We start from the raw sequence: 15,092 nt of genomic DNA, 5'->3' as shown, positions 1-15,092 counted from the left end.
CGGCGCGGAGCAGGCTGCTTATTGATAGCGGGTATGGGCGATGCCGTTTTCGAAACGGGTGCCGGGTTCGAAGCCGAACACGCGGTCCAGCCCGCATTCGACGATGAGCCGGTCCACGGCCGCCTGGCCATGCTCACGCTGCACTTCGGACAGGATGAGCTTGGCGGAATTGCCGTTGTAGAAGCTGCCGAAGCCAGCCTGCAGGAGCAGGAGTTCGCGGGCCCGTTCGAGCGTCATGCATCCTCCACCGAGGCCTTGGAGGCGCAGGGGGAGCGCCTGCGCCCGCCGTTCACAGCTGGAAATCGTCCTTGAGCTTCTTCGGCACCGCCACGTTCTTGAGACGCACGTAGTTGGGCAGGCCGTCCTTGTAGGGCGGGTAGTCCTCGCCCTTGATGAGTCCGGAAAGATAAGCGCGGCACTTGGGCGTGATGCCGAAACCGTCGGCAGTGATGAAGTTGCGCGGCATCATTTTTTCCTTGTTGGCCACGTCCTTGAGCTGGGCCATGCCGATCTTCCACTTGTAGGGTTTGTCGGAGACACGCACGATGGTGGGCATCACCGAGTTGTAACCCTTGAGCGCGAACTCCACCGCGGCCTTGCCCACGGCATAGGCCTGTTCCACGTCGGTCTTGGAGGCGATGTGGCGCGCGGCACGCTGCAGGTAGTCGGCCACCGCCCAGTGATACTTGTAGCCCAGGCCCTCCTTGATCATGTTGGCCACCACCGGGGCCGCACCCCCGAGCTGGGCATGACCGAAGGCATCGCGGGTGCCCGCCTCGGCCAGGAATTTTCCGTCCGGATAATGACAGCCCTCGGACACCACCACGGTGCAGTAGCCGAATTTCTCCACCTTGTCCTTCACCGCGGCCAGGAATTTCTCCTGGTTGAATTCGATCTCGGGGAACAGGATCACGATGGGAATGTTGTGCTCGTTGTCCGCGGCCATGCCGCCGGCGGCGGCGATCCAGCCTGCGTGCCGTCCCATGACCTCGAGCACGAACACCTTGGTGGAGGTCTTGGCCATGGAAGCCACGTCGAAGCTCGCCTCGCGCGTGGCAATGGCGATGTACTTGGCCACGGAACCGAAGCCCGGGCAGCAGTCGGTGATGGGCAGGTCGTTGTCCACGGTCTTGGGCACGTGGATGGCCTTGATGGGATAGCCCATCTTTTCCGCGAGCTGAGACACCTTCCAGCAGGTATCGGCAGAGTCACCGCCGCCGTTGTAGAAGAAGTAGCCGATGTTGTGCGCCTTGAACACCTCGATCAGGCGCTCGTACTCGCGCTTGTTCTGCTCCAGGCTCTTCAGCTTGTAGCGGCAGGAGCCGAAGGCGCCGGCCGGGGTGTAGCGCAGGGCGGCGATGGCCTTGGCGGATTCCTTGCTGGTGTCGATGAGATCCTCGGTGAGCGCGCCGATGATGCCGTTGCGCCCGGCATACACCTTGCCGATCTTGTCCTTGTGCTTGCGGCACGTTTCGATCACGCCGCAGGCGGACGCGTTGATCACTGCGGTGACGCCGCCGGACTGGGCATAGAACGCGTTCATTTTTGCCATGGTTGCCTCCTTGGTCTTTTTGCGGAATGTTCAAAAGCCGGCGCGCTGTGCCTCATGGTCGGCCTGCACCCGCAGCAGGGTGAGCGCGCAGTCGAGGATGTCGTCGTATTCGGCGCGGCCCGTGCCATACTGCTCCCGGACCGAGTAGAAGAACTGGTTGCGGTAGCGCCCCTCACCCACCTTGAAGATGACGAACTGGCAGCCCCGCTCGGCCCAGTACAGGCAGGGCACTTCGGTGAGTTCGCGGTCGTCCGGATACATGCGGATCTCGGCATCGGCGACCTGCACGTCCACCTCCTTGCCGTAGCGCTCCCGCACGGTCTGTTTCACCACCTCCAGCTCGGTGGGCGTGAAATCCGGGATCCTGCTCATGGCTGTGGGCTGTTCAGCCGCCCAGGGCGCGGAAGATGGCGTCGCGCACGTCCTCCACCTTCCCCACGCCGGGAATGCGCACGCATTTGGGCGCCTTGGGATCGCCCGTGGCGGCCCACTGGGTATAGAAATCCCACAGGGGTTTGGTCTGGGCGTGATAGACCTCGAGACGCTTGCGCACGGTTTCTTCCTTGTCGTCGTCGCGCTGGATCAGGTCTTCACCGGTCACATCGTCCTTGCCCGGCACCTTGGGTGGGTTGAACACCACGTGGTAGGTACGGCCCGAAGGCAGGTGCACGCGCCGCCCGCTCATGCGCTTGATGATCTCCTCGTCCGGCACGTCCACGTCGATCACGAAATCCACGTCGATACCCAGCTTGCGCATGGCCTCGGCCTGGGGAATGGTGCGCGGGAAACCGTCGAGGAGATAGCCCTTGGCGCAGTCCGGCTGTTTCAGGCGCTCCTGGATCAGGCCCATGATGATGTCGTCGGACACCAGCCCGCCCGCGTCCATGATCTTCTTGGCTTCCAGACCCAGGGGCGTGCCCGCCTTGACCGCGGCACGCAGCATGTCACCGGTGGAGATCTGGGGAATGCCGTATTTTTCCGTGATGAACTTGGCCTGGGTGCCCTTACCGGCGCCGGGCGCGCCGAGCAGAATCAAACGCATGAATCCTCCTTCGTCCTGTTTTTGTGTTTGCCGCCGGAAGCACGCAGGACTGCGGCGACGGCCGTGCGGAAGTTCAATCATACCACCACGGCGTCAGGGTGTTTCCGGCGGCGGCCCCCGGCCGGCCAAAATGTTTTTATCCCTTTATAAAGGCTCGCAAAGCCTCAGGTCTGGAACTGGGCACGCACCCAGGCCAGGTCCTCGGGGGTATCCACGCCGCGCGCCGGCGCATGGGCGGTGACGGCCACGGCGATGCGGTGCCCGTGCCACAGGGCACGCAGCTGCTCCAGGGCCTCGAACTGTTCGATGGGCGCCGGCGCAAGCCCGCTGTAGAGACGCAGGAAGCCCACCCGGTAGGCATACAGGCCGATGTGGCGGTAGGCCGGCATGTCCGCCGGCAGGCGCGAGGGCATGTTGAGAAAGGCGTCGCGTCCGTAGGGAATGGGCGCCCGCGAGAAATAAAGGGCGAAGCCTGCGCGGTCCAGCACGACCTTCACCACGTTGGGATTGAACATGCTGGCCAAATCGTGGAAGGGATGGCAGGCGGTGGCCATGGCCGCGCTGTCGTGGGCGGCCAGGGTTTCGGCCACTTCCCGGATGAGTTCGGGCGCAATCAGGGGTTCGTCGCCCTGGACGTTGACCACGATGGCATCGTCGGGCCATTGCAGCCGCATCGCCACCTCGGCGATGCGGTCGGTGCCGGAGGCATGGTCCACCGAAGTGAGCAGCACCCGGTGCCCCGCCGCCTCCACGGCCTGCGCCACCCCTTCGTGGTCAGTGGCCACCCACACTTCCTGGGCACCGGTGGCGAGCGCCCGCTCCACCACGCGCAGCACCATGGGTTTGCCCGCGATGTCGGCCAGGGGTTTGCCCGGCAGGCGGGTGGAGGCGTGACGGGCGGGAATGACGATCTTGAAGGGCGGCATGGCGGGCAGGGGAGGCGCGTCAGGATTCCACCTCTTCCTCGGGAGGCAGTGCCCGGGCTTCCTCCTCCAGCATCACCGGAATGTCGTCGCGTATGGGAAAGGCGAGCCGGTCGGCACGGCAGACCAGTTCCTGCGCCTCGCGGCGATAGACCAGGGGCCCCTTGCACAGGGGGCAGACGAGAATTTCAAGCAGCTTTGGATCCATGGTGTTCCCTCAGTTTCGCGAGGAGGGCGGGCAAAAGCCGGGGGTCCAGTTCCGCCCGCACGGGCAGCACCCAGACGTCGTCCCCCGCAAAGTCGGCACATTTCACCGCGTCCTTTTCCGTCATGACGATGGGCCGGCCGGCGGCCGCTTCCAGGTCCGCCGGCGTGTAGCGGTGATGGTCCGGCAGCGGCCGCGGCAGGATGGACAATCCCAGACTGCGCAGGTGGCCGAAAAAACGTTCCGGATGACCGATACCCGCCATGGCCGCCACGGTCTGGCCCGCGAACACCTCGGGCCGCGCCTTGAGTGCCGGATTGCGCAGATTGTAGAGCACATCGCCGGTCAGGCGCATGGTGAACTCGTGGCGCCTCAGCGGCGCGCCCGGCAGCCAGCCGTTGATCACCACCGCGTCCACCGTCTGCAGGCGCCAGGTGGGTTCGCGCAGGGGCCCCGCGGGCAGGAGCTGACCGTTGCCGAACCAGCGCTGGGCGTCCACCACCACGACCTCCACGTCCCGCGCCAGGGCGTAGTGCTGCAGCCCGTCGTCGCTGATGATGAGATCGACTTCGGGATGCTGGGCAAGCAGGGCCCGGGCAACCTGCGCGCGGGCGCGTCCCACCCAGACCGGGCAGCCGCTCGCGCGGGCGAGCAGCACCGGCTCGTCGCCCACTTCCAGGGGATCGGCCTGGGGGCCGACGGCACGGGGCAACCGTCCCCGGCCGCCATAGCCGCGACTGACGATGCCCGGCCGGTAGCCTGCCTCCCGCAGCAGACCCGCCAGGGCGATCACCAGGGGTGTCTTGCCGGTTCCGCCCACGGCGATGTTGCCCACCACCAGCACCGGCACCGACAGACTGGTCACCGGCAGCCAGCCCAGGCGGTAGAGACTGCGCCGCAGGGCCGCGGCCAGGCCGAACAGCGCCGCCAGGGGCAGCAGGATGGCATGCCAGGGCGACCAGCGATACCACTGCTCTTGCAGCCAGCGGCTCAGCGACTCACGCAGGGGCATGGGAGACATGGACGGAAACACCGGCCGCCACCCGGACGGCCGCGCGCAGGCGCTCAGCGGCGCTCCGCCTGGGTGGCGAAGGTCAGGCGGGCGAAGCCGGCGATGCGGGCGGCTTCCATGACATCGATCACGGACTGGTGGGTGGCCTGGGCATCGGCGCTGATGACGATCATGGGATCGCTCTGGTCGCCGGCCGCCTGTTTGAGCGCCACGCTGAGGGCTGCCGGACCCTTGCCCACGAAGGGCTTGCCGTTCACCAGATAGCGGCCCGCCGCATCCACCGCGACATTGATGGGCGCGGGCTCACGGGCCGCCTTTTCCGCCTCGGCGGTGGGCAGTGTGATCTGCAGCTGGGCGATCTGGGAGAAGGTCGTGGTGACCGCGAGGAAGATCACGATCACCAGCAGCACGTCGATCATGGGGATCAAATTGATCTCCACGCCCTCGCGCTCGCGGCCGCGGCGGAAGTCCATGGAACCCTCAGCGCCGCTCGCCGTGGAGCACTTCCACGAGCTTGATGGCCTGCTGTTCCATCTCCACGATCAGGGCGTCGATTTTGGCCCGGAAGTGGCGGTAGAAGATCAGGCTGGGAATGGCCACCAGCAGGCCCGTGGCCGTGTTGTACAGGGCGATGGAAATGCCATGGCCCAGTTCCGCGGGATCGGTGCCGGCGGCTTTCAGGGCCGCGAAGATTTCCACCATTCCGATCACCGTGCCGAACAGGCCCCACAGGGGTGCGGCGGTGGCAATGGTGCCCAGGGTGGTCAGGAAGCGCTCCAGCTCGTGGGCCACCGCCCGGCCCTCTTCCTCCACCGCCTCCTTCATGACTTCACGGGAACTGTTGGCATTGCGCAGGGCGGCGGCGAACACGCGCCCCAGCGGCGCGCCCCGCGCAAGGCGTTCCAGCAGCTCGGGCGTGACGCCCTTTTGCTGCAGTTCCTGCAGCACCTGGGGCAGCAGGTTTTTCGGTGCGATGACGGCGCTGCGCAGGGTCCACAGCCGTTCACCGATGATGCCCAGGGAAACGATGGAAGCGAAGATGAGCGGCCAGATGGGCCAACCTGCCTGTTCGATGATGCTGAGCACCCGCTGCCTCCCGACAAATGGGCGTAACTTTAGCCTGCACCCCGGGGATGGGCAAGTGCGACGGTTTGCCCCATGGCCGGCAGCACAAAAAAAGCCCCGGGCGGATGGCAACCCGGGGCGAAGCGGAGCAGAAACAGTGACACCTGCAAGCGCGCCCGCCCGGGCTGACGGTCACGGCCGGACCCGACGCGCGGTCCCCACTATAAAACCCGCCGTCATATATGTCAAAGGCATGGCCCGGGCGCGCAAGCCGCGCACCGCCCAGGGCATTTTCCCCTTTTCCACAATCCCTGTGGACAAGTCTGTGGAAAACACGTGGGAAGACGCGCTAAGTGCCACAAGGGAGCGGCAATTTGTCCGGTGCCGGTTTTTTGTGCGGGCAAAAATGTGCGCTCCTTCAGATAGATAGCGCTACACCCCGGCGGGCAGCGCGATGAGTGAGCGGATGCTCGCGGCCTGACGCCGTATGTGGATAGGTGATAGACTGCGGCCATGTTGTCAAGCCCCTTTCCACCCGCGCCAGACCAGGCCATCCCCGTTTCCGAGCTCAACCGCCGCACCCGTGCCCTGCTGGAAAACAGCTTCCCGCCCCTGTGGGTGAGCGGGGAGATCTCCAACCTCACGCGCCATGGCTCCGGCCACTGGTATTTCTCCCTGAAGGACGACAAGGCCCAGGTGCGCTGCGTGATGTTCCGCCATCGCAACCAGTACGTGGATTTCGAAGTGCGCGAGGGCATGCAGGTGGAGGCGCGCGCCATCGTCACCCTGTACGAGCCGCGCGGGGATTTCCAGCTCAACGTGGAAACCCTGCGCCCCGGCGGCCTGGGCGCCCTGTACGAGGCCTTCGCGCGGCTCAAGACACGGCTGGAGGCGGAGGGCCTGTTTGCGCCGGAACGCAAGCGGCCCCTGCCGCCTTTCCCGCGCGCCATCGGCATCGTCACCTCGCGCGAGGCCGCGGCCCTGCGCGATGTGCTCACCACCCTGCGCCGGCGCATGCCCCGCCTGCCCGTGGTGATCTATCCCACGCCGGTGCAGGGTCGGGGGGCGGCCGCCCGCATTGCCGAGGCGATCCGCGTGGCCAACCAGCGGGCTGAGTGCGATGTGCTCATCCTGTGCCGGGGCGGCGGCAGCATCGAGGATTTGTGGGAATTCAACGAGGAAATCGTGGCCCGCGCCATCGTGGCCAGCCACATTCCCATCGTGTGCGGCGTCGGACACGAGACCGACTTCACCATTGCCGATTTCGCCGCAGACGTGCGCGCACCCACGCCCACCGCAGCAGCGGAACTGGCCAGCCCCAACCGTGTGGAGCTCGCCCACAAGCTGGACCGGCTGGCGGCCCGTCTGGCGCGCGACATGGAGCGGGCGCTGGAAACACGCATGCAGCATCTGGACCATCTCGCCAAACGCCTGAGGCATCCGGGCGAGCGGCTGCGCCAGCAGGCGCGGCAGCTCGACCAGTTGCGCCAGCGCCTCGGCCAGGCCATGCAGAGCGTTGCTGCACGCCGGCGCTGGCAGCTTGCCCATCTCGCCACCCGTCTAACTGCCGCCCGCCCCGACCTGGCCCGCAGGCGGCAACACCTCCAGCATCTGGCAGGCAGACTGCAGCGGGCGAGCGCACAGGGTTTCCTGCGCTGGCACCAACGGCTCGCGAGCCTCGGGACCCATCTGGACCACCTCAACCCGCAGGCAGTGCTCACCCGGGGTTTTAGCATCGTGCGCAATGAAGCCGGCGCCATCGTGACCCGTGCCGACCAGGTGCAGGTCGGCGAAAGCGTGGCCCTCACTTTTGCGGTGGGGGGAGCCGATGCACGCATCCTGGCGACCCGGGCACCGGCTGCGCCCCCAGAAAAGTGTTGATGGCGTCGGCCAGCCGGTTGGTGAGGGCCGGATCGAGACAATCCAGCACCAGCGCATCCTCCATGGCCCGCAGCCAGGTGAGTTGTCGCTTGGCGAGCTGGCGCGTGGCATAGATTCCCCGGTCACGCAGCTCGCCCCGGGGCAGGCTGCCTTCCAGGTATTGCCAGACCTGCCGGTAACCCACGCAGCGCATGGAAGGCAGATGGGGCCCCAGCACATAGTGTTCCCTGAGCCAGACCACTTCCTCGATCAGGCCCTGGCTCAACATGCGTTCGAAACGCTGCGCGATGCGCCGGTGCAGCACGGCCCGATCCCCCGGCACGAGGGCAATGGGCAGCACCCGATAGGGAAGCCCTTCCTGCCCGCGGCGACGCAGCAACACGGAATAGGGTTCGCCCGTGAGGCGGATCACCTCCAGCGCCCGCTGGATGCGCTGGGCGTCGGTAGGCTTGAGCCGGGCCGCGGTTTCCGGATCCAGCCGCGCGAGCGCCCCGTGCAGCGCCGGCCAGCCGGCCTCGCGCGCCCAGGCCTCGATCTCGGCGCGCAGGGCAGGATCGGCCGGCGGCAGGTCACTCAGGCCTTCGCGCAGGGCCCTGAAGTAGAGCATGGTGCCGCCCACCAGCAGCGGTACCCTGCCGCGCACCGCGACCTCCGCCATGAGGCGCAGGGCGTCCTCGCGGAACTGGGCGGCGGAATAGGCTTCGGTGGGCTCGATGATGTCGATCAGGTGATGAGGGGCCGCACGCAGGGTGGCTGCATCGGGCTTGGCCGTGCCGATGTCCATGTGGCGATAGACCAGCGCCGAGTCCACGCTGATGATTTCCAGCGGCAGGCGCTGGACCAGTTCCACCGCGGCGTCGGTCTTGCCGCTGGCGGTGGGGCCCATGAGAAAGATCGCCGGCGGCAGCCCGGCCTGATCGGTCATGCTCTCACTTGCCACGCATGAACAGCTTGTCGAGCTCGGACAGGGAGAGCTGAAACCAGGTGGGCCGCCCATGGTTGCACTGGCCGGAGCGTTCCGTGGCTTCCATGTCGCGCAGGAGGGCATTCATCTCGGTGAGGGAGAGTTTGCGGTTGGCGCGCACTGCGCCATGACAGGCCAGGGTGGCGAGCAGTTCGTTGCGGCGCTCGGTGAGCACGCGGCTGCCCCCCAGTTCGCGCAGTTCCCGCAGCAGGTCGCGCGCAAGCGCCACCGGGTCGGCCTGGGCCAGCAGCGCGGGCACGGCACGCAGCGCGATGGTCTGGGGCGACAGCACGGGCATGGCGAAGCCCAGTTCCTCCAGCACCCCGGCGTTTTCCTCCACCGTGGCCACTTCCAGCGCGGAGGCCTGGAGAGCCACCGGCACCAGCAGCGGCTGGCTGGCCACGCGCCGCTGGTCCAGCTCCGCCTTGAGTCGCTCGTACACGATGCGCTCGTGGGCGGCATGCATGTCCACCACCACCAGTCCCTGGGCGTTCTGCGCCAGGATGTAGATGCCATGGAGCTGCGCCAGGGCATAGCCCAGGGGCGGGACGTCCGCCTCCGGTGGCGCCTGCGTCTGCCCGACATCGGCGGCGGCCGGCGCCGGGCCGAACAGGGCGTCGTAAAACGCCAGCGGTTCGGCGGCGCGCAGGGGCAGCGCAGTCTGACGCGGTTGGCTGGATCTGTTGTCCGCTTCCGCTGTCTCCGCCGGCGTCCGGAAAGCGGGCGCCTGGGAGGCAGCGCCGCCCCCGGCCGGCCGCGCCAGCGCCCGCTGCAGGGCGTGGAACACGAACTGGTGTACCCCGCGCGGGTCACGGAAACGCACCTCGATCTTCATGGGATGGACATTCACGTCCACGGCTTCCGGCGGCAGTTCCAGGAACAGCACATAGGCCGGATGGCGCTCGTGGTGCAGCACGTCGCGGTAGGCCTCGCGCAGGGCATGGGTGATGAGCTTGTCGCGCACGAAGCGGCCGTTGACGAACACGTACTGCAGGTCGCGGCTGGCGCGCGAGAAGGCCGGCAGCGCCGCGAGACCCGTCAGGGCAAGGTCGCCGGCCCGCGCCTCCACGGCCACCGCCGCCTGGGCGAACTCGTCCCCTGCCAGCGCGGCGATGCGGGCCTCGCGGGTGGCGCTGCGCAGGTGCCAGACCACACGTCCGTTGTGATGCAGGGTGAAGGCAATGTCCGGACGGGACAGGGCCGCGCGCCGGAACATTTCCTCGCAGTGGCCGTATTCGGTCGCCTCGCTCTTGAGGAATTTGCGCCGGGCCGGCGTGTTGAAGTAGAGATCGCGCACGCTCACCACCGTGCCCGGGGCGATCGCCTCGGGCCGCACGGGGGCGCGCCAGTCGCCTTCGGCTTCCACCACCCAGCCGTGGGGGGCGTCGTGGCGCCGGCTGGCGAGCCGCAGGCGCGACACGGCGGCGATGCTGGCCAGAGCCTCGCCGCGAAAACCCAGGCTGCGCACCCCTTCCAGATCGGTAAGGGTGGCGATCTTGCTGGTGGCATGGCGTGCCAGCGCCAGGGGCAGGTCCTCCGCGCTCATGCCCACCCCGTCGTCGGTCACCTGGATTTCCTTTACGCCGCCCTGGGCCAGCCGCACCTGGATCGCGCGGGCCCCGGCGTCAATGGCGTTTTCCAGGATTTCCTTGAGAGCGGAGGCCGGCCGCTCCACCACCTCGCCGGCGGCGATCTGGTTGATGAGAAGCTCGGGCAGCACACGGATGGCAGGCATGCCCGGGATTATCCCAGATTGTTCCCGGACACGCGGCAGGCTGCCCCGTCCGGCCTCAGTTGGCGGCCAGCTTGCTGCGGGCGAGGGGTGGATTCCTGGCGAAGTAGCGTTTGATGCCGGCGACGATGGCCGCCGCCAGGCGGTCCTGGTAGTCCTCGTCGGTGAGGCGCGCCTCTTCCTGGGGATTGGTGATGAAGGCGGTCTCCACCAGGATGGAGGGAATGTCCGGGGCCTTGAGCACGGCGAAACCGGCCTGCTCCACCTCGCCCTTGTGCAGCTTGTTGATCCCGCCCAGCTCCGCCAGCACCGCCTTGCCCAGCTTGAGGCTGTCGTTGATGGTGGCGGTCTGGGAGAGATCCAGCAGGGTCTTCTTGAGGTAGGTGTCCTTCACGTCCAGGTTGACGCCGCCGATCAGGTCCGCCTCGTTCTCCCGCTTGGCAAGCCAGCGTGCGGCGGCGCTGGTGGCACCGTTTTCCGACAGTGCGAACACGGAGGAACCGCTGGCCTCGGGATTGACGAAGGCATCGGCGTGGATGGAAACGAACAGGTCCGCCTGCACGCGGCGCGCCTTGGCCACCCGCTGGCCCAGGGGGATGAAGTAGTCACCGTCGCGGATCAGGAAACCGCGCATGTTGGGCTCCTCATCCAGTTTGGCCTTGACCCGGCGCGCGATGGCCAGGGTCACGTCCTTCTCCTGCGTGCCCCGGTAGCCCCGTGCGCCCGGATCCTCACCACCGTGGCCGGCATCGATGGCAATGGTGATCAGGCGGTCGAACGCCATGCCACCCCGGGGACGGTTCCCGACCTCCCCCGCCTTCGCCGCGCCGCCGCCCCGCGCCTGCGGCGCAACGGCCGGCGCGCCCTGCCCCCCTGCCCCCTCCAGGCCCGCCGCGGCCTGGCCCGGTGTGGTCTCCAGCAGGGCGAGCAGCGGGTCCACGGGCTCGCGCGGATAGACGTCCAGCACCAGCCGGTGGCCGTATTCCCCCACCGGTTTCAGTTCGAACACGGCGGGCTTGGCCGGCACCTTGAGATCCAGCACCACACGCACCACACCGGGCTTGAAGCGCCCGATGCGGATCGCCTTCACATAGGGATCGTCGGCGGCGAGCCGGGCGGGAAGCGCCTGCAGCGCGGGGCTGAGTTCCACGCCCGTGAGATCCAGCACCAGACGCTCGGGGTCCGGTACGGTGAAGTGGGAAAACTGAAGAGGCGCCCGCGCTTCCAGGGTGACGCGGGTGTATTCGGCGGCCGGCCAGATGCGCGCGGAGACGATGGCGGTGGCCGCAAAGCCCGGCCCGGCCCACAGGCACAGGCCGAGCAGCAGCCAGGCTAACCGCCCCCTCCAAGCTCCTGCGCCAGTCGCTCGAGACATGCCGCCCCCGCCTCCGTATGTGCCACCAGCCGCGCCGTGCGTCCGGCCCCTCCCTCTGGGAAGGACAGGTGGATGTCCAGATCCGGCGGCGGCAGGCCTTTACCGGCTTTCTCCGGCCATTCCACCAGACAGACCGCCTCCCCGCCGAAGGCTTCGCGAAAGCCCGCGTCAAGCCATTCCCGGGGATCGGCGAACCGATAGAAATCAAAGTGATACAAGGATAACTTAGAAAGCGGATAAAGTTCAACCAGAGTATAGGTGGGGCTCTTGACCCGGCCGCCGTAGCCGAGCCCCTTGAGCACCCCCCGGACCAGGGTGGTCTTGCCGGCACCCAGATCCCCATGGAGATAAACCACCAGACCGGGCCGCAAACCCTGCGCCAGCGCCGCGCCCAGCGCCAGGGTGGCGTGCTCGTCCGGCAGGTGCCGCGTGAGCTCGCGCTTCATGGATGAGGTGCCCAGGCGGCGCGCGGCACACCGGCGTTCCTGGGATAATGGACTGCATGCATGACGCCGCCTCTCTTTTCTCCGGGATCGATTTCACGCGCCTGGCCGCGCGCATCCGGCAATGGGGCAGGGAATTGGGATTCTCCGCGGTGGGGATCGCCGACACCGACCTCAGTACCGCCGAGGCAGGACTGACGGCCTGGCTTGCTGCCGGCATGCACGGTGACATGGATTATATGGCACGTCACGGCAGCCTCCGAACCCGGCCGGCGGAACTCGTGCCGGGCACGCTGCGCGTGATCAGCGTGCGCATGGACTATCTCCCCGCTTCCGCACGCGATCCCCATGAGGTGCTGGCGGACCCCGGGTGCGCCTACGTCTCCCGCTACGCCCTGGGACGGGATTACCACAAGGTGCTGCGCCAGCGGCTGGCGCAGCTCGCCCGGCGCATCGCCCAGGAAGCGGGACCCTTCCACTATCGGGTCTTCACCGACAGCGCACCGGTGATGGAAGTGGAGCTCGCGCGCAAGGCGGGACTGGGCTGGCGCGGCAAGCATACCCTGCTTTTGTCCCGCGGGGCCGGCTCCTGGTTTTTCCTGGGGGAAATCTACACCGACCTGCCGCTGCCGGTGGACACCCCCACCACCGACCATTGCGGCACCTGCCGGGCCTGTCTGGATGTCTGCCCCACCGGGGCGATCGTCGCGCCCTATGTGGTGGATGCGCGCCGCTGCATTTCCTATCTGACCATCGAGCACAAGGGCGCCATTCCGGAAGCGCTGCGGCCGCTGATGGGCAACCGCATCTATGGCTGCGACGACTGTCAACTCGCTTGTCCCTGGAACCGTTTCGCGACCCCAACCCGGGAGGCCGACTTCCAGGTACGCAACGGCCTCGACGATGCGCCCCTGACGGAGCTGTTCGCCTGGAGCGCCGAGACCTTCGAGACGCGTCTGGCCGGCAGCGCCATCCGCCGCATCGGCCACGAACGCTGGCTGCGCAACATCGCCGTGGCCCTGGGCAATGCGCCCACCACGCCGCAGGTGGTGGCGGCATTGCGCGCCCGGCGCAACGATCCTTCGCCGCTGGTGCGGGAACACGTGGCCTGGGCCCTGGCGCGCCACGGGCTATAATCCGCCCTTTTCACCGTCTGCCATGCAGATTGATCCCCGCTCCCCCATCGGCGTGTTCGATTCCGGCGTCGGCGGCCTCACCGTGGTGCGCGCCCTCATGGAACGCCTGCCCTTCGAGCACATCGTGTATTTCGGCGACACCGCGCGCGTGCCCTACGGGGTGAAGTCGGTGGAGACCATCGCCCACTACACCACCCAGATCGCGGAGTTCCTGCTGGAAAAGCAGGTGAAGCTGCTCATCATCGCCTGCAATACCATGGCGGCGGTGGCCGCCGGCATGGTGCGTGATCTGTCGCCGGTGCCGGTGCTGGACGTGATCGACGCCGGCGCCCTGGCAGCGGTGCAGGCCAGCCGCACGCGGCGCATCGGCATCATCGGCACACCCACCACCATCAACAGCAATGCCTATGCCCTGGCCATCCACCGCATCGATCCGGAGGTGCGGCTCAAGTCCCAGGCCTGTGCCCTGTTCGTGCCCCTGGTGGAGGAAGGTTGGCTCGACCATCCGGTGACCCGCCTCACCGCCCAGGAATACCTCCGGCCGGTGCTGAGCGAAGACATCGACACCCTGGTGCTGGGCTGCACCCACTATCCCCTGCTCAAGCCCCTGCTGCAGGAAGTGGCGGGACCGCAGGTGCAGCTCATCGACTCGGCCCAGGCCATGGCGGAACGCGCCGCCCGGCTGCTGCGCGAGCAGGGCCTGGCGAACCCGGACACCCACGCGCCCCGTTACGAGTTCTATGTCACGGACGTGCCGCTGCGCTTCCAGGCCATCGGCGAACGTTTCCTGGGTCGCAGCCTCACCCACGTGCACGTGGTGAAATGGTGATCCTTTGGAGAGTGTCTGTCATGTCTGCCCTGCGTTGCACCGTCATCCTGCTGCTGTGCACCCTGCTCGCCGCCTGCGCCACCACCACCCAGAGCGGCGCCGTGGGCGTGGAGCGGCGCCAGCTCCTGCTGGTCTCCCGGCAGGACGCCGAGCGCAGCGCCGCCGCCTTCTACGCCAAGGAGAAGGAAAAATACGCCATCCGCGGCGCGCTCAATCCGGATCCCGCGCAGACGGCTCGGGTGCGCCGCATCGCCCACGATCTCATCGCCCAGACCGGCGTGTTCCGGCCGGATGCCCCGGGCTGGAAGTGGGAAGTCAATGTGCTCAAAAGCGAGGACCTCAACGCCTATTGCGCTGCCGGGGGCAAGATCGCGGTCTACAGCGGACTCATCGAGCGGCTCAAGCTCACCGATGACGAACTGGCGGCGGTGATGGGCCACGAAATCGCCCATGCCCTGCGCGAGCACAGCCGGGAGGCCATGTCCCAGGTGCTGGCCCAGCAGCTGGGCATCGCCGTGCTGGCCACCGCCCTCAACATGGGTTCGCTGACCCAGGATCTGCTGGACAAGGCGGCGACGGTGGCGATCCAGCTGCCCAACTCCCGCGAGAAGGAACGCGAGGCCGACCGCATCGGGCTGGAACTCACCGCCCGCGCCGGCTACGATCCCCGCGCCGCGGTCAGCGTGTGGAAAAAGATGATGGCGGTGAACGGCAGCCAGCCACCGGAGTTTCTCAGCACCCACCCCAATCCCGCGGGCCGCATGCAGGATATCGAAGCCCATCTGCCCCGCGTGCTGCCCCTCTACGAAGCGGCCCGCCGCCAGCGCGGATAAAAAAACCGGACGGCTGTCACACCGTCCGGCCAGGCTCCCGGATCAAGGAGAGCATTCGCTTCCCGCTGGCAGGTGCCCTGTTGCGCACCTTCCGCACCAG

At 67.5% G+C, this 15,092-nt stretch carries 17 protein-coding genes; 4 read left to right on the top strand and 13 right to left on the bottom strand.

Annotated features, from left to right (window positions below):
* Positions 1-18: 18 nt before the first annotated feature.
* From ACZ42P_RS12725 to ACZ42P_RS12685, 9 genes are all read right to left on the bottom strand, one after another.
* The gene (locus ACZ42P_RS12725) at positions 19-237 is read right to left on the bottom strand and encodes a hypothetical protein (RefSeq protein WP_464897908.1); all 219 of its coding nucleotides are present in this window, start codon (positions 235-237) and stop codon (positions 19-21) included.
* A gap of 52 nt (positions 238-289) precedes the next feature.
* Positions 290-1,552, bottom strand: coding sequence for a 6-phosphofructokinase (locus ACZ42P_RS12720; RefSeq protein ID WP_464897907.1), 1,263 nt, complete (start codon positions 1,550-1,552; stop codon positions 290-292).
* Positions 1,553-1,582: 30 nt separating this feature from the next.
* Complete coding sequence (locus ACZ42P_RS12715; RefSeq protein WP_464897906.1) at positions 1,583-1,924, bottom strand: hypothetical protein; 342 nt, start codon at positions 1,922-1,924, stop codon at positions 1,583-1,585.
* Between the two features lie 13 nt (positions 1,925-1,937).
* Positions 1,938-2,594, bottom strand: a complete 657-nt coding sequence (gene adk / locus ACZ42P_RS12710; protein WP_464897905.1) for an adenylate kinase — start codon at positions 2,592-2,594, stop codon at positions 1,938-1,940.
* A gap of 164 nt (positions 2,595-2,758) precedes the next feature.
* Positions 2,759-3,520, bottom strand: coding sequence for a 3-deoxy-manno-octulosonate cytidylyltransferase (gene kdsB, locus ACZ42P_RS12705; RefSeq protein ID WP_464897904.1), 762 nt, complete (start codon positions 3,518-3,520; stop codon positions 2,759-2,761).
* A 19-nt stretch (positions 3,521-3,539) separates the two neighbouring features.
* Entirely contained in the window at positions 3,540-3,725 is a 186-nt protein-coding gene (locus ACZ42P_RS12700; RefSeq protein ID WP_464897903.1) for a Trm112 family protein, read from the bottom strand.
* The gene (gene lpxK / locus ACZ42P_RS12695; protein WP_464899411.1) at positions 3,706-4,734 is read right to left on the bottom strand and encodes a tetraacyldisaccharide 4'-kinase; all 1,029 of its coding nucleotides are present in this window, start codon (positions 4,732-4,734) and stop codon (positions 3,706-3,708) included. The genes ACZ42P_RS12700 and lpxK overlap by 20 nt, the downstream gene beginning before the upstream one ends.
* 53 nt (positions 4,735-4,787) lie before the next feature.
* Positions 4,788-5,207 (bottom strand): ExbD/TolR family protein, encoded by a 420-nt coding sequence (locus ACZ42P_RS12690; protein WP_464897902.1) that lies wholly within the window; start codon positions 5,205-5,207, stop codon positions 4,788-4,790.
* 7 nt (positions 5,208-5,214) lie between these two features.
* A complete protein-coding gene (locus tag ACZ42P_RS12685) occupies positions 5,215-5,820 on the bottom strand; it encodes a MotA/TolQ/ExbB proton channel family protein (RefSeq protein WP_464897901.1) in 606 nt (201 codons plus the stop codon).
* Positions 5,821-6,312: 492 nt separating this feature from the next.
* Between ACZ42P_RS12685 and xseA the strand changes: the two genes are divergently transcribed.
* Positions 6,313-7,680, top strand: coding sequence for an exodeoxyribonuclease VII large subunit (xseA, locus tag ACZ42P_RS12680; protein WP_464897900.1), 1,368 nt, complete (start codon positions 6,313-6,315; stop codon positions 7,678-7,680).
* On the opposite strand, the gene miaA is transcribed toward xseA, so the two are convergent.
* Genes miaA through tsaE form a run of 4 tightly spaced genes read right to left on the bottom strand, consistent with a single transcriptional unit; the run spans position 7,604 to position 12,197 of the window.
* Positions 7,604-8,605, bottom strand: a complete 1,002-nt coding sequence (gene miaA / locus ACZ42P_RS12675) for a tRNA (adenosine(37)-N6)-dimethylallyltransferase MiaA (protein ID WP_464897899.1) — start codon at positions 8,603-8,605, stop codon at positions 7,604-7,606. The two genes, xseA and miaA, sit on opposite strands and share 77 nt — an antisense overlap.
* Before the next feature lie 4 nt (positions 8,606-8,609).
* Positions 8,610-10,379 (bottom strand): DNA mismatch repair endonuclease MutL, encoded by a 1,770-nt coding sequence (gene mutL, locus ACZ42P_RS12670; RefSeq protein ID WP_464897898.1) that lies wholly within the window; start codon positions 10,377-10,379, stop codon positions 8,610-8,612.
* A 55-nt stretch (positions 10,380-10,434) separates the two neighbouring features.
* Positions 10,435-11,751, bottom strand: a complete 1,317-nt coding sequence (locus tag ACZ42P_RS12665) for an N-acetylmuramoyl-L-alanine amidase (protein WP_464897897.1) — start codon at positions 11,749-11,751, stop codon at positions 10,435-10,437.
* Positions 11,709-12,197 (bottom strand): tRNA (adenosine(37)-N6)-threonylcarbamoyltransferase complex ATPase subunit type 1 TsaE, encoded by a 489-nt coding sequence (gene tsaE, locus ACZ42P_RS12660; protein ID WP_464897896.1) that lies wholly within the window; start codon positions 12,195-12,197, stop codon positions 11,709-11,711. The genes ACZ42P_RS12665 and tsaE overlap by 43 nt, the downstream gene beginning before the upstream one ends.
* A 47-nt stretch (positions 12,198-12,244) precedes the next feature.
* On the opposite strand from tsaE, the gene queG reads away from it, so the two are divergent.
* From queG to ACZ42P_RS12645, 3 genes are read left to right on the top strand one after another with little or no spacing between them, the layout of a single operon-like run.
* Positions 12,245-13,330, top strand: a complete 1,086-nt coding sequence (queG, locus tag ACZ42P_RS12655; protein WP_464897895.1) for a tRNA epoxyqueuosine(34) reductase QueG — start codon at positions 12,245-12,247, stop codon at positions 13,328-13,330.
* A 22-nt stretch (positions 13,331-13,352) separates the two neighbouring features.
* On the top strand, positions 13,353-14,159 hold the full coding sequence (gene murI / locus ACZ42P_RS12650; RefSeq protein WP_464897894.1) for a glutamate racemase: 807 nt from the start codon (positions 13,353-13,355) through the stop codon (positions 14,157-14,159).
* Positions 14,160-14,179: 20 nt separating this feature from the next.
* Positions 14,180-14,992, top strand: a complete 813-nt coding sequence (locus tag ACZ42P_RS12645) for a M48 family metallopeptidase (protein WP_464897893.1) — start codon at positions 14,180-14,182, stop codon at positions 14,990-14,992.
* Positions 14,993-15,092: the final 100 nt, after the last annotated feature.

The sequence above is a fragment of the Thiobacter subterraneus genome (genome assembly GCF_055379455.1).
The sequence above is the reverse complement of the archived record's forward strand: the minus strand, read 5'-3'. Positions and strand labels throughout refer to the sequence as shown.

Excerpts from the sequence above, each read along its gene's own strand:
- ACZ42P_RS12725 (WP_464897908.1), bottom strand. The coding sequence starts at position 237 with ATGACGCTCGAACGGGCCCGCGAACTCCTGCTCCTGCAGGCTGGCTTC.
- ACZ42P_RS12720 (WP_464897907.1), bottom strand. The coding sequence starts at position 1,552 with ATGGCAAAAATGAACGCGTTCTATGCCCAGTCCGGCGGCGTCACCGCA.
- ACZ42P_RS12715 (WP_464897906.1), bottom strand. The coding sequence starts at position 1,924 with ATGAGCAGGATCCCGGATTTCACGCCCACCGAGCTGGAGGTGGTGAAA.
- adk (WP_464897905.1), bottom strand. The coding sequence starts at position 2,594 with ATGCGTTTGATTCTGCTCGGCGCGCCCGGCGCCGGTAAGGGCACCCAG.
- kdsB (WP_464897904.1), bottom strand. The coding sequence starts at position 3,520 with ATGCCGCCCTTCAAGATCGTCATTCCCGCCCGTCACGCCTCCACCCGC.
- ACZ42P_RS12700 (WP_464897903.1), bottom strand. The coding sequence starts at position 3,725 with ATGGATCCAAAGCTGCTTGAAATTCTCGTCTGCCCCCTGTGCAAGGGG.
- lpxK (WP_464899411.1), bottom strand. The coding sequence starts at position 4,734 with ATGCCCCTGCGTGAGTCGCTGAGCCGCTGGCTGCAAGAGCAGTGGTAT.
- ACZ42P_RS12690 (WP_464897902.1), bottom strand. The coding sequence starts at position 5,207 with ATGGACTTCCGCCGCGGCCGCGAGCGCGAGGGCGTGGAGATCAATTTG.
- xseA (WP_464897900.1), top strand. The coding sequence starts at position 6,313 with ATGTTGTCAAGCCCCTTTCCACCCGCGCCAGACCAGGCCATCCCCGTT.
- miaA (WP_464897899.1), bottom strand. The coding sequence starts at position 8,605 with ATGACCGATCAGGCCGGGCTGCCGCCGGCGATCTTTCTCATGGGCCCC.
- mutL (WP_464897898.1), bottom strand. The coding sequence starts at position 10,379 with ATGCCTGCCATCCGTGTGCTGCCCGAGCTTCTCATCAACCAGATCGCC.
- ACZ42P_RS12665 (WP_464897897.1), bottom strand. The coding sequence starts at position 11,751 with ATGTCTCGAGCGACTGGCGCAGGAGCTTGGAGGGGGCGGTTAGCCTGG.
- tsaE (WP_464897896.1), bottom strand. The coding sequence starts at position 12,197 with ATGAAGCGCGAGCTCACGCGGCACCTGCCGGACGAGCACGCCACCCTG.
- queG (WP_464897895.1), top strand. The coding sequence starts at position 12,245 with ATGGACTGCATGCATGACGCCGCCTCTCTTTTCTCCGGGATCGATTTC.
- murI (WP_464897894.1), top strand. The coding sequence starts at position 13,353 with ATGCAGATTGATCCCCGCTCCCCCATCGGCGTGTTCGATTCCGGCGTC.
- ACZ42P_RS12645 (WP_464897893.1), top strand. The coding sequence starts at position 14,180 with ATGTCTGCCCTGCGTTGCACCGTCATCCTGCTGCTGTGCACCCTGCTC.